The sequence below is a fragment of the Paragemmobacter straminiformis genome (genome assembly GCF_014243445.1).
GTDB lineage: Bacteria > Pseudomonadota > Alphaproteobacteria > Rhodobacterales > Rhodobacteraceae > Paragemmobacter > Paragemmobacter straminiformis.
Genome location: NZ_JACLQD010000006.1, coordinates 30,670 through 42,866, shown reverse-complemented (window position 1 = coordinate 42,866; position 12,197 = coordinate 30,670). Strand labels below are relative to the sequence as shown.

The window sequence follows — 12,197 nt, the reverse complement described above, 5'->3', positions numbered from 1 at the left end:
CCGTCAGGGTTCCCCGCCCAGCCGCTGGTAGAAGCGTTCCAGCGCCGAGGCTGTGTTCTTGAGGTTGCCGGAACGGTCGCTGCCCTCTTCGAACAGGAGCCCGATGTAAAGAAGGTCGACAAGGTAGATCTGGCTGATCCGTCCTTCGAGAAAGTCACCGTAAAGCGGGACCGAAGGGGTGGCCGAACTCCACGTCACCAGCGTGGTTTCTGCCGCGCGGGCGACGGACGAGGCGGGGTCGCTGGTCATGGCGACAGTGATCGCCCCCTTTTCGCGGGCAAGTCGCAAGGCGCTGGCGATACCTTGGGTCGTTCCGGTGTGTGAAATGCCGATCATCACGCAATCGGGGCCAAGGTTCGCGGCCAGAACCACCTGTGTGTAATGGTCATTGCAGGAAATCGCGTCGAGACCGGCTTTCATGAACAGGTGCGCGGCCTCGTCACAGATGGCGGCGGCCCCGCCGACACCGACCAGCACGACCTTGCGCGCGCCGCGGATGGCGCGGATGCAGGCGTCGATGCGTTCGGAATCGAGCATCCGCTGCGTGCCCTGGATGGCGGTGGACAGAAGGTTCGCCAGTTTGGCCGAGGTGCCGATCAACGTATCGGTCTGATCGATCTCGGCCGGGATGTTGGCGAATGAAGAGCGCGTCACCGCCCCTTCGGCGAGCGAGAGCTTCAGGTCGGGAAAACCGGAATAGCCGAGCGCACGGCTGACGCGGCTGATCGTTGCCTCGGAGAGGCCGAGCGTCTGGGCAAGCTCGGTGATCGAAAGGCTGAGTCGCGTTCCGGCATGTTCGCGCAGGTAATCCGCGACGATGCGCTCGGATTTTCGGAGCGAGGTGTAGCGCTCCTGTATCCGCTGGACGAGATCGCCCCCGGCCTGAGGGGCTACGGTATCAGGCATGTCGCTACTCCTTGTTGCGGAGAAGATAGGGAGCGCTTTGCCATTCGGAAAGAATTTTTCACAGATCATCGCGGGAATCTGACGGTGTTGCCGCAGGCGCATGACCATCAAGTTATTGATTCATAACAATTCTGGAACTTATACGTCATATTTCTGAAAGAAGATTTCAAGATTTGGGCCGGAATTTCCACGTTTTGCAAAAAATTTTCTCGACAAGCTTTTGGGGCGTGGCTACAAAAATCCCTAAGAAATAGCAGTCTAAGCCGAATCTGTCGGCGCAAGGGAGGAAGTATGGGAGCCGCTGCCACGTTGCAGAACGCGCCGTCGCGCGAATTTTTGGAAAAACTTTTCCGCACAGCTTACAAGATCCGCGTCTTCGAATCGGAAGGGATCAAGCTGTATCGTCAGGGCCTGATCCGCGGCTATTTCCACCCCTATCTCGGTCAGGAAGGCATCGCGACGGGCGTCTGTGCGGCGCTGAGCGAGGGGGATTACATCGCCTCGACACATCGCGGCCACGGGCATTGCATCGCCTGGGGGGCTGATGTGCGCAAGATGGTGGCCGAGCTGTTGCAGAAAGAGACCGGTTATTGCCGTGGCTACGGCGGGTCGATGCACATCGCCGACATCTCGAAGGGCAACCTTGGCGCCAACGGCATCGTCGGGGCGGGCACGCCGCTTGGCGTGGGGGCGGCGCTGGCCAATCAGGTCAAGGGTTCGGATGCGGTCACTGTGACCTTCTCGACCGACGGGGCGTCGAACAACGGGACGTTCCTCGAAAGCCTGAACCTCGCCGCGATCTGGAACCTGAATTACATCCTTGTCGTCGAGAACAACCAGTATGCCGTGTCGACGCGGATCGAGGAATCCACCCGCGAGACCGATCTTTACAAGCGCGGTCTGGCAATCGGGGTGGAAAGCCATCAGGTCGACGGGAACGATCCGCTCGCGGTCCATGCGGTCATGGAACAGGCTGTCGCCACCTGCCGCGCGGGCAAGGGGCCGGTTCTGATCGAGGCCAAGACCTATCGCCACATGGGCCACCATGTGAACGATCCGGGCAAATACATGCCCGAGGACGAGCTTGCTTACTACAAGGCCCGCGATCCGGTCGACCGCGCGCGCGCCGCGCTCAAGGAAATGGCCGGGGTGAGCGACGAGGACATCGCCGCCATCGAGGCCGAAATCGCCGCCGAATTCGCCGATGCGGTCGAATTCTCGAAGAACAGCCCCGAGGTCACGCCCGAATCCTTCCGCGAATTCGCGGTCGGTTACTGAGGCGCAGGGGAAAGGGAGGAACAAATCATGGCAACACGCGAACTGATGTACCGCGAGGCGCTGCGCGAAGCGATCGACGAGGAAATGGCAGCCAACCCGACGGTGTTCATCATCGGGGAAGGCATCGCCGAGCGCGGCGGGTCGTACAAGGTGACCGAGGGGCTTTTGGCGAAATACGGGCCGAAGCGCGTACGCGACACGCCGATTGCCGAGGCCGGCATGATCGGCGTGGGCGTGGGCGCGGCAATCGCCGGCGCGCGGCCCATCGTGGAAATCCTTTACGTCGATTTCGCCATGCTCGGCATGGACATGATCGTGAACCAGGCCGCGAAGTTCCGTCTGATGACGGGCGGCGATGGCCGCGTGCCCTTCATCATGCGGACGCAGGGTGGCACGGGTGGTGGCGTGGCCGCGCAGCATTCGCAATCGCTGGAGGCGCTGTTCTACCATATTCCCGGTCTGCGGGTGGTGATGCCCTCGACCCCCGCCGATGCGAAGGGCTTGCTGAAATATGCGCTGCGTCAGGAAGATCCGGTGATGTTCCTTGAACACAAGCACCTTTACATGACCAAGGGGCCGGTGCCGGACGGCGAGCATGTGGTTCCCTTTGGCGTCGGTGATATCAAGCGCGAAGGGTCGGACGTGACCGTGATCGCATGGTCAAACATGATCCCCCGCACGCTCGAGGCCGCCGAGGCGCTGGCTGCCGAAGGTATCAACGTCGAGGTGATCGACCCGCGGACGCTGGTGCCGCTGGACCGCGACATGATCATCAGATCGGTGCTGAAAACGCGCCGCTGCGTGATCGTGCAGGAAGCAAACCGCCGTGGCGGCGTGGCCTCGGACATCGCGTCGATCATTCAGGAGGAATGTTTCTACGAGATGGACGCCCCCGTCGAGATCGTGGCCGGCATGGACATTCCGGTGCCGTTCAACCTGACGCTGGAAAAGGCCTCGGTCCCGCAGAAGGAGGATGTGGTCGCCGCCGTCAAGCGGGTACTGCACCTGCAATCCCTTGCCGCTGCGGCGGAATGAGGGGGCGGTCATGACCCTGCATGTGCTTGAAAAACTGGCAGCGACCAATCCGGATTGCGAAATCTGGTGGGACAGCTCTCCGCTTGTCTATGAAAGCTGGAAAAAGGGGGTGCTGGCTTCGGCACCCGCCACCAAGAAGGCCGAGTGGGAGGCACAGCTTACGCGCCTTTTCTCTCCGGCGGCGATCGAAGCCGAAGGGCGCATGGGTTTTGGCGGTGTCACCACCAATCCGCCCCTTTCGCTTCAGGCGATCCAGAACGATCCCGACTTCTGGATGCAGGAAATCCGTCGCATCGCGGCAGAGAACCCTGCGGATGATGTCGAGGGCATATACTGGAAGACCTATCTTGAAGTGGTGCGCCAGAGCGCGCTGATGATCCTTCCGGTCTATGACGCATCGAACGGACGTTACGGCTATCTGTCGGGTCAGGTCGATCCGCGCTTCGTGTCGGATTACGACCTGATGCTGGCGCAGGGGCTGCAACTGGCGACGCTGGGCCGCAACGTCATGGTGAAGATCCCCGGCAGCGCGGAGGGGTATCGCGTGATCGAGGAACTGACCGCTCTGGGCATTTCCACGAACAACACGACCTCGTTCACCGTGCCGCAATATGTGGCCTGCATGGATGCCGTGAGCCGTGGTCTGGAACGGGCCGAGGCCGGGGGGGTGGACCTGTCGCGGTGGCGGTCGGTCATCACCCATATGTCGGCACGGCTGGGCAATGTCGGCGACCTGAAGGTGCAGGCCGAATTGCGCGGCATCGCGCTGACGCCCGAGGAAATCCTGCATGGCGAGATGGCGGTTCTGAAACGCGCCTACCATCACGGCAAGCGCATCGGCCATCCGTCGAAGATGCTGCAATGCTCGATGCGGGTGAGCGACGAGGGCGAGGGTGGCAAAGCCTCGAGCTGGCATATCTCGAAGATCGCGGGAGGGGATTTTGTCTATACCTGTCCTCCGGGATACATCGCGCAACTGATGCAGGCCGAAGATCGGCTGCCCGCGTTCGAGGCTTCGGCCATCGACGAGGAGCCGCCCGCGGAGGTGATCGAGAAGCTGCGGCAATTGCCCTATTTCCGGCAGGCCTATGATTTCGACGGGATGACCCCCGCCGAATTCAGCCGCTTCGGCGCTTTCGCGACGACGGCGAACGAGTTTGCCGCGGCGACGCGGCGGACGGTGGATTTCGTGGCCCGTGCGCTGGAAAGCGCAAGGTCGCAGGCAGCCTGAGGGAAGGAAAAGGCAAATGGCCGAGGCAATTCTGGTGCCGCAGGTCGGGCAAGACCTGACCGAGGCGAAGATCGTCGAGCTGCATGTGAAGCTTGGTGACAAGGTGAAGAAGGGCGATCTGGTCGCCGTGGTGGAAAGCGAGAAAGCCAGCTTCGAAGTGGAGGCTTTTTCCGAAGGCGTGGTGATTTCGCTGCCGTGGAAGGTGGGCGACGTCGCGACCGTGCTGGAACCCCTGATGCATGTCGGGTCTGAAGGCGAGGTTGTGGCGGCAACGGCAACGGCTGCGCCTGCGGCGCAGGTCGCGGCACCCGCGGCCGTGCCGGCTTTGGTCGTGGCAGCGCCGGTGGGGGCAGCGCCGGTGGGGGCATCCGTGGTGGCCGAACCTGTGCGTGTGGCCGAACCCGTGGCTGCGGTGGCAGGCGGGCGGCGGGCTTCTCCCATCGCGCGGCGGGTGGCGTTTGACCATAACCTGTCCGTAGAGCGGATCGCAGGGACGGGGCCGAAGGGTGCGGTCGTGCTGCGCGATGTCGAAGGCGCGATCGCTTCGGCCCCTGCCGCGGGTTCGCTGGAACTGCGCACCTTGCAGTCAGGGCAGGGGACACCGGTTGTTTTCCTTCACGGGTTCGGAGCGGACCTGTCGTCGTGGCGGCCGCTGGTGGCACGGGTCGGCCTTGGCTCGCCCATGATGGCGCTGGACCTGCCGGGGCATGGCGCGTCGCAACGGCATGTCGCGGCCGATTTCGCGGCGCTGGTCGATGCCGTGGGCCGCACCTTGCGCGGAATGCATGGCGGGGTGCATCTGGTGGGCCATTCGCTGGGTGCTGCGGTTGCCGCGGCCCTGACCGAGCGGGGCGACCTTGATGTGCGGTCGCTGACGCTGATCTCGCCTGCGGGGTTGGGGGCTTCGGTGGATGGCGATTTCGTCGACGGTTTCCTGTCGGCCAAATCCGAAGGGGCGCTTCAGGCCTGGATGCGGCGGCTGGTGTCCGACCCGGCGAGCCTTGCGCCTGTGCTGGTCCGTGCAACGCTCGCGGCGCGGGACGAGGCGGGGCTTGTGCCTGCGCAGGCCCGCGTGGCGCGCGGTGTGTTCGAAGGCTCGACCCAGCTTTTCAATGTGGCGGCGGCGCTGCGGGCCTATCGTGGCCCCTGCACCGTGATCGCGGGGCGCGACGATGCCATCGTCCCGCTGCGCGAGATCGAGGCGGCGGTGCCGGCCCATGTTGCGCTGCACCGTCTGGACCGTGTCGGCCACCTGCCGCAGGTCGAGGCCGCCGATCTGGTGCAGACCCTGATTGCGCGCACCGTCCGCTCGGCTGGGTGACGCGCATGACGCGCGCCGCGCCGCTCCCGCGTGGCGCGCGTCGTTAATGGAAAAAAAAGACGAACAGGGAAGGACCGACAATGCGCGATCTGCCGCAGGCGAGCCATGCCGAAATGGCGAATGCGATCCGTTTTCTGGCCGCCGATGCGGTCGAACGCGCCGCATCGGGGCATCCGGGGATGCCGATGGGTATGGCCGATGTGGCAACGGTGCTGTTCTCGCGCTTTCTGAAATTCGACGCCGCCCGTCCCGATTGGGCCGACCGTGACCGCTTTGTGCTGTCGGCGGGCCACGGGTCGATGCTGCTTTACGCGCTGCTGCATCTGACGGGCTATCCGGGATGGGAGATCGGCACGATGCGCGATTTCCGCCAGTTGGGTTCGCCTGCGGCGGGGCATCCCGAATACGGGCATGGCGCGGGAATCGAGACGACGACGGGGCCGCTGGGTCAGGGGATCGCCACGGCGGTCGGGATGGCATTGGCGGAAGAGATGGACCGCGCAAGGTTCGGTGCGGATGTGGTGGATCACCGGACATGGGTCATCGCGGGTGACGGTTGCCTGATGGAGGGGATCAGCCAGGAGGCGATTTCGCTGGCCGGTCACCTGCGCCTGTCACGGCTTGTCGTGCTGTGGGACGACAACGGCATCACCATCGACGGCGGGACCGAAGCCGCGACCTCGGAGGACCAGCGCAAGCGGTTCGAGGCGTCGGGTTGGCAGGTCTTGGCCTGTGACGGACATGACGCCGAAAGCATCGCCTCGGCGATGGCCTTGGCACAGCAGGCGACCCGTCCTGTGATGATCGCCTGCCGGACCACCATCGGCAAGGGCGCCCCCGCCAAGGCGGGAACGGCAAAATGCCACGGCTCGCCGCTGGGTGCAGAGGAGATCGCGGGGGCGCGGGCTGCTTTGGGCTGGGCGCACGGGCCGTTCGAAGTGCCGGAAGCGGTGCGGTCGGCTTGGGCTGCCGCAGGGGCGCGGGGGTCTGCGGCGCGGCTGGACTGGGAGGCGCGTCTGGCGGCCTCGGCCAAGCGCGGGGCGTTTCTGGCGCACCATCAGGGCGGTTTGCCCGAGGGCTGGCGCGAGGCGCTGGCCGCGCATCGCGCGGGGCTTTCCGGCAGCGGCAAGGCGATGGCCACGCGCAAGGCGAGCGGTGCCGCGCTCGAGGTTCTGACGGCGATCGTGCCGCAACTGATCGGCGGGTCGGCGGACCTGACGGGTTCGGTCAACACGCTGACCAAGGCGACCCTGCCTGTCACGCCGCAGGATTTCGCCGGCCGCTACATCCATTACGGCGTGCGCGAGCATGGCATGGCTGCGGTGATGAACGGCATGGCGTTGCATGGCGGCTATCGGCCCTATGCGGGGACGTTCCTCGTCTTTGCCGACTATCTGCATCCGGCGCTGCGGCTGTCGTCTTTGATGGGGCTGCCTGTCACCTATGTGCTTACCCACGACTCCATCGGTCTGGGCGAGGATGGGCCGACCCACCAGCCGGTCGAGACGCTGGCAATGCTGCGCGCGACGCCCGGTCTGGTGACGCTGCGCCCCGCAGATGCGATAGAGGCGGCAGAGGCTTGGGAGATCGCGCTTGACCGCGCGACGGGGCCGACGGCCATCGTTCTGTCGCGGCAGGATTTGCCGGTGCTGCGCAAGGATGGCGGTGCGGGAAATGCTGCGGCGCGCGGTGGCTACGTGCTTGCCGAGGCCGGATGCGGTCCGCGCGAGGTCACGCTTGTCGCCACGGGGTCCGAGGTTTCGCTGGCGGTCGAGGCGCGCGCGGCGCTCGAGGCGCGGGGAATCGGGGCTGCTGTGGTGTCGTTGCCCTCGTTCGAACTGTTCCGGTCGCAGAGGCCGGAGTACCGCGCCGCCGTGCTGGGGAACGGTTTGCGCATCGGCATCGAGGCCGCGCTGCGTTTCGGCTGGGACGAGGTGATCGGGGCCGAGGGCGGCTTTGTCGGCATGACGGGCTTTGGCGCATCGGCACCGGCGGAGGTGCTGTACCGTCACTTCGGCATCACGGCGGATGCGGTTGTGGCGCTGGCGGTCGAAAGGCTGGGCCATGACGCATGATGTGCTGATCATCGGCGCGGGGCCGGGGGGATATGTCGCAGCGATCCGCGCGCGGCAACTGGGGTTGCGCGTGGGGCTGGTGGAACGCGCCCATCTGGGGGGAATCTGCCTGAACTGGGGCTGCATTCCGACCAAGGCCATGCTGAAGGGCACGGACCTTTTGCATCAGGCAAACCATGCGGATCGCTTCGGCCTGCACCCGCTGTCGCCGGCCATCGACCCCACGCGGCTGATCGCGCGGGCGGGCGAGGTGAGCGGGCAATTGTCGGCCGGTGTGGCCTTTCTGTTGAAGAAGAACGGGGTGGACCTGATCTGGGGTGCGGCCCGCATCACCGCGCCGGGGCAGGTGGAGGTGACACAAAGCGCCGTTGCCGCACCGCGCGGGGCGCTGGAAGCGGGCCGCTATTCCGCGCCGCATATCATCCTTGCCACTGGGGCGTCGCCGCGCGTGCTGCCGGGGCTCGAGCCTGACGGCCGGCTTGTCTGGACCTATATGGAGGCCTTGCGGCCCGACCGGGTTCCGGCCTCGCTCGTCATCGTCGGGTCGGGGGCCATCGGGGTGGAATTCGCCTCGATCTACGCCGCGATGGGGGCCAAGGTCACGCTGGTCGAACTGGCCGACCGCATCCTGCCTGCCGAGGATGCCGAGATTTCCGGCCTTATGGCCAAGGCCCTGCAAAAGCGGGGCATAGCAATCCATACGGGTGTTTCCGTTTCGCGGCTGGATCGCGCGGCGGACAGCCTCACCGCACATCTCTCCAACGGCATGGTCCTTGTGGCCGACCGGCTCCTCAGCGCGGGGGGGGTGGTGCCGAACGTTTCGGGGCTTGGTCTCGAGGCGCTTGGCGTTGTGTTCCGGCACGGCGCGGTCGAGACAGACATGGCAGGGCGCACCAGCTTGCCCGGCCTTTACGCCATTGGCGATGTGGCGGGGCCGCCCATGCTGGCACACAAGGCCGAGCATGAGGGGATCGCCTGCGTCGAAGCCATCTCGGGCCGTGTTCCGCATGCCAAGGGGCCGATCCCCGCTTGCATCTATGCCAGCCCGCAGGTCGCCTCGGTCGGTTTGACAGAGGCTGCGGCGGCAGAGCGGGGCGTGGCCCTGCGCGTGGGGCGGTTCAGCCTGCGCGGCAATGGCAAGGCGCTGGTCATGGGCGAACCGGACGGGCTGGTGAAATGCCTGTTCGATGCGGCGACCGACCGGATCGTCGGCGCGCAGGTGATCGGGGCCGAAGCGAGCGAATTGATCCACGGGCTGACGATTGCAGTGTCGCTTGGCGCAACTTCGGAACAGCTGGCGCATGTGGTCTTTCCGCATCCGACCCTGTCCGAGGCGATGCACGAGGCGGTTCTGGCGGCGCGCGAGGGGGCGATCCATGCCTGAACAACGCGGCACGGTGATCTTCGATCTTGACGGAACGCTGGTGGACAGCGCGCCGGACCTTGCCGATGCGCTTGATGCGCTGTTGGCCGAGCGGGGCCATGCGGCGCTTGGCCTTGACGATGTGCGCGGGCTGATCGGGCATGGCGTGGCCGAACTCGTGCGCAAGGGGTTGGCCGCGCGGGGCGAGGTTCTGGAGCCAGACGGGCAGGCCGAGGCGGTGCAGCGCTTCCTGATGCTTTACACCAAGAACCTGTCGCGCTTCAGCCGCCCCTATCCCGGTGTGATCGACGGGCTGCGGACGTTGCGTCAGGCGGGGTGGCGCATGGTCGTCTGCACCAACAAGCTTGAGGCGAGCGCGCGGGGGCTGATGGAGGACCTCGATCTTCTGGCCGGTTTCGCGCTGGTGGCGGGGCCGGATACCTTTGGCGTGGCAAAACCCGATCCCGAACATTTGCTGCGCTGCCTTCCCGGCGGTGTGCTGGGGCAGTCGGCCGTCGTGATGGTGGGCGACAGCGCCGTCGATGTGGCGGCGGCAAAGGCGGCCGGAATCCCCGTGATCGGCGTGACATGGGGCTATGGCGGGGCGGCGCTGGAATCGGCGCGTCCAGATGCCGTGGCGCGTGACTTTGCCGAGGTGCCCGCCCTGATCGGGCGGCTTTCGGGGCTTTGACCCCCCGGCGCGGGCCAAAGCCCCACCGCGCCGCGCAGGGCGAGGGTGAAGGCCACGATCACCGCAAGGGCCGCGAACATCAGCTCCGCCCTCGATCGCGCATTGGCCATGAGCATCAGATAGCCAAGACCCTTTGACGCGCCGATCCATTCCCCGATCACCGCGCCCGTCGGCGCATAGGTCGCAGCGATCCGCAGCCCCGACCGCAAGCCCCCCGCCGCATGGGGCAGGCCTAGCAGCAGCACCGTGCGAAGGCGCGAGGCCCGGGCGATGCGGGCAAGGTCGAGATGCGCGTCCGGCACCGCATCCATCGCATCGACGAGACCGCTCAGCACCGGAAAGAAGACCAGAAGCACCGTCATGGCGATCTTCGGTCCCATCCCGTAGCCAAGCCAGATCGTAAGAACGGGGGCAAGGACGAAGACCGGCAGCGCCTGCGAAGCGGCCAGCAGCGGGTCGGCGATCCGGCGCAGCGGCGGGGCGAGGTGGAGGGCGATTGCGGTGGCGGCCCCGAAGGCGGTGCCGATGGCGAGGCCCGCCAGCACCTCGGCCAGGGTCACGAGGCCATGCGTGGCAAGAAGGGCGCGGCTTGTCCATGCCTCGACCAGAACGGCGCCCGGAGCAGGCAGGATGAAGGGCGGCAACTGCGAGAGAAGCACAGCGGCCTGCCATAGCGCGACCATCAGCGCCAAGGGCATCAGGACGCGCATCATTGCTGCACCGCAAGGTTCAGGCGGCCGAGGGCGGCAAGGGTTCCGGCTTCGGTCAGATCGCGCAAGGGGGCGGCATCCGGCAGCGGGAATTCGGTCACTTTTCCGCCCGACAGGATGAGGATGCGGTCGGCGATCCGCAGCGCTTCGGCCGGATCATGCGTGACCATAAGGACGCTGCATCCCGCAAGCGCCCGCCGCGCGGTTTCCTGCATCCGCGCGCGCGTCGCAGGGTCGAGCGCCGAGAAAGGTTCGTCGAGCGCCAGCACGGGGGCCGCCTGCATCAGTGCCCGCGCCAGCGCCACCCTTTGGCGTTGGCCGCCCGACAGCGTGGCGGGGCGGCGGTTGGCGAAACCGTCCAAGCCCGTCGCTTCGAGCAGGGACAGGATGCGGGCCGGATCGGCCCTGCGCCCGGCCAGACGGTCGATGAGCGCCACATTGGCGGCAACGGTCAGATGTGGTTGCAAAAGATCGGTCTGTGCCATCCAGCCGATGCGGTCGGGCCGTGTGACACAGCCGGAAAAGCCCGCAGCGGTGGGCAGGTCCGACAGGGTGCGCAACAAGGTCGTCTTGCCCGCCCCCGATGCACCCATCAGGCAGGTCCAGCCTTGGCCTATGGAAAGGGTGCCGTCGAACAGCACCTCTCCACGCAGGACGAGCCTGCCTGAAAGCGACCAGCCTGTCACCGCAGCGAGACCGCGATCTCGCCCACGGGAGGGGCGGCGGGGATCAGTCCGGCTTGCGCCATGAAAGACCCGAAGGCGGCATAGCGCGCGGGATCCAGCGCGAAAGGGTCTTGCGCAAGATGCGGCACGGTGTCGGACCATGCGGCGGCGTTCAGCGCATCGTCGAGTTCCGGCGCATAGGCCTTGAAATCGGCCCATGTGCCCGCCGGATCGGCGGCGATGTCGCGGGCGGCATGGGCTGTGGCGTCAAGGAAGCGGGTGATGCGGTCACGGTCCATCCGTTGCGGATTGGCAAGGTAGACCAGTTCGTCATAGTCCGGCACGCCGTTTTCTTCGGGCAGGAAGCAGCGGGCCTTTTCGCCCAGACCCGCCATCTGGTGCGGTTCGAAATTGCGGAAGGCGCCCGAAACGGCATCGACCTGACCTGAGGCGAGGGCGGTGGTCAGGGCGAAGTTGACGTTGATCTGTTCGACTTCGTCGGGCGTGACGCCGTTTGAGCGCAGCATCTGGTGCAAGATCGCTTCTTCGATGCCGGGGACGGAAAAGCCGATGCGCTTGCCGGCAAGGTCCGCCAGCGTGGCGGGGCCGTCGGCTTTGACCATCACGCAATAGAGCGGGTCATTCACAAGCGCGCCCACCCGCACCACCGCAAGCCCGCCCGCATGTTGCAGATAAAGCTGCGGCTGGTAGCCCAAGGCAAGGTCGACCTGCCCCGCTGCCACCATCTTTGGCGGGTCAGAGGGGTCGGCGGGGGGGATGAGATCGACCTCGAGCCCCGCATCGCGGAAGTAGCCGCGCCGTTCTGCGACGATGATCGGGGCGTGGTCGGGGTTCACGAACCAGTCGAGCATGACGGTGAACCTGTCGGCGGCCTGCGCGGGCAGGGCGAGAAACATAAGGG

General features: G+C 66.0%; 11 protein-coding genes. 7 read left to right on the top strand and 4 right to left on the bottom strand.

Going from position 1 to position 12,197, the window contains the following annotated elements; all coding sequences use genetic code 11:
- Positions 1-3 precede the first annotated feature (3 nt).
- Positions 4-906 (bottom strand): MurR/RpiR family transcriptional regulator, encoded by a 903-nt coding sequence (locus tag H7F16_RS17690; RefSeq protein WP_185798971.1) that lies wholly within the window; start codon positions 904-906, stop codon positions 4-6.
- Between the two features lie 336 nt (positions 907-1,242).
- Between H7F16_RS17690 and H7F16_RS17685 the strand changes: the two genes are divergently transcribed.
- The 7 genes from H7F16_RS17685 (at position 1,243) to gph (ending at position 9,900) form a co-directional block, all read left to right on the top strand.
- The gene (locus H7F16_RS17685; RefSeq protein WP_185798970.1) at positions 1,243-2,184 is read left to right on the top strand and encodes a thiamine pyrophosphate-dependent dehydrogenase E1 component subunit alpha; all 942 of its coding nucleotides are present in this window, start codon (positions 1,243-1,245) and stop codon (positions 2,182-2,184) included.
- A gap of 27 nt (positions 2,185-2,211) precedes the next feature.
- The gene (locus H7F16_RS17680) at positions 2,212-3,219 is read left to right on the top strand and encodes an alpha-ketoacid dehydrogenase subunit beta (RefSeq protein WP_185798969.1); all 1,008 of its coding nucleotides are present in this window, start codon (positions 2,212-2,214) and stop codon (positions 3,217-3,219) included.
- 10 nt (positions 3,220-3,229) lie between these two features.
- Positions 3,230-4,450 carry a transaldolase family protein gene (locus H7F16_RS17675; protein ID WP_185798968.1) on the top strand — a complete coding sequence of 407 codons (1,221 nt, stop codon included), beginning with the start codon at positions 3,230-3,232 and terminating at the stop codon, positions 4,448-4,450.
- Between the two features lie 16 nt (positions 4,451-4,466).
- Positions 4,467-5,771, top strand: coding sequence for an alpha/beta fold hydrolase (locus H7F16_RS17670; RefSeq protein ID WP_185798967.1), 1,305 nt, complete (start codon positions 4,467-4,469; stop codon positions 5,769-5,771).
- 80 nt (positions 5,772-5,851) lie between these two features.
- Positions 5,852-7,846 carry a transketolase gene (tkt, locus tag H7F16_RS17665; RefSeq protein ID WP_185798966.1) on the top strand — a complete coding sequence of 665 codons (1,995 nt, stop codon included), beginning with the start codon at positions 5,852-5,854 and terminating at the stop codon, positions 7,844-7,846.
- Positions 7,836-9,230 (top strand): dihydrolipoyl dehydrogenase, encoded by a 1,395-nt coding sequence (gene lpdA, locus H7F16_RS17660; protein ID WP_185798965.1) that lies wholly within the window; start codon positions 7,836-7,838, stop codon positions 9,228-9,230. Before tkt ends, lpdA begins: the two co-directional genes overlap by 11 nt.
- Positions 9,223-9,900, top strand: a complete 678-nt coding sequence (gene gph, locus H7F16_RS17655; protein WP_185798964.1) for a phosphoglycolate phosphatase — start codon at positions 9,223-9,225, stop codon at positions 9,898-9,900. Before lpdA ends, gph begins: the two co-directional genes overlap by 8 nt.
- On the opposite strand, the gene H7F16_RS17650 is transcribed toward gph, so the two are convergent.
- Genes H7F16_RS17650 through H7F16_RS17640 form a run of 3 tightly spaced genes read right to left on the bottom strand, consistent with a single transcriptional unit; the run spans position 9,804 to position 12,192 of the window.
- Positions 9,804-10,610, bottom strand: a complete 807-nt coding sequence (locus H7F16_RS17650) for an ABC transporter permease (protein WP_185799068.1) — start codon at positions 10,608-10,610, stop codon at positions 9,804-9,806. The genes gph and H7F16_RS17650 overlap by 97 nt on opposite strands.
- A complete protein-coding gene (locus H7F16_RS17645; RefSeq protein WP_338402026.1) occupies positions 10,610-11,296 on the bottom strand; it encodes an ABC transporter ATP-binding protein in 687 nt (228 codons plus the stop codon). The genes H7F16_RS17650 and H7F16_RS17645 overlap by 1 nt, the downstream gene beginning before the upstream one ends.
- Positions 11,293-12,192: an ABC transporter substrate-binding protein gene (locus tag H7F16_RS17640; RefSeq protein WP_194308537.1), complete on the bottom strand. Its 900-nt coding sequence runs from the start codon at positions 12,190-12,192 to the stop codon at positions 11,293-11,295. The genes H7F16_RS17645 and H7F16_RS17640 overlap by 4 nt, the downstream gene beginning before the upstream one ends.
- Positions 12,193-12,197: the final 5 nt, after the last annotated feature.

Bases quoted from the DNA above. Each gene is read 5' to 3' on its own strand.
- H7F16_RS17690 (WP_185798971.1), bottom strand. From the start codon at position 906: ATGCCTGATACCGTAGCCCCTCAGGCCGGGGGCGATCTCGTCCAGCGG.
- H7F16_RS17680 (WP_185798969.1), top strand. From the start codon at position 2,212: ATGGCAACACGCGAACTGATGTACCGCGAGGCGCTGCGCGAAGCGATC.
- H7F16_RS17675 (WP_185798968.1), top strand. From the start codon at position 3,230: ATGACCCTGCATGTGCTTGAAAAACTGGCAGCGACCAATCCGGATTGC.
- H7F16_RS17670 (WP_185798967.1), top strand. From the start codon at position 4,467: ATGGCCGAGGCAATTCTGGTGCCGCAGGTCGGGCAAGACCTGACCGAG.
- tkt (WP_185798966.1), top strand. From the start codon at position 5,852: ATGCGCGATCTGCCGCAGGCGAGCCATGCCGAAATGGCGAATGCGATC.
- lpdA (WP_185798965.1), top strand. From the start codon at position 7,836: ATGACGCATGATGTGCTGATCATCGGCGCGGGGCCGGGGGGATATGTC.
- gph (WP_185798964.1), top strand. From the start codon at position 9,223: ATGCCTGAACAACGCGGCACGGTGATCTTCGATCTTGACGGAACGCTG.
- H7F16_RS17650 (WP_185799068.1), bottom strand. From the start codon at position 10,610: ATGCGCGTCCTGATGCCCTTGGCGCTGATGGTCGCGCTATGGCAGGCC.
- H7F16_RS17640 (WP_194308537.1), bottom strand. From the start codon at position 12,192: ATGTTTCTCGCCCTGCCCGCGCAGGCCGCCGACAGGTTCACCGTCATG.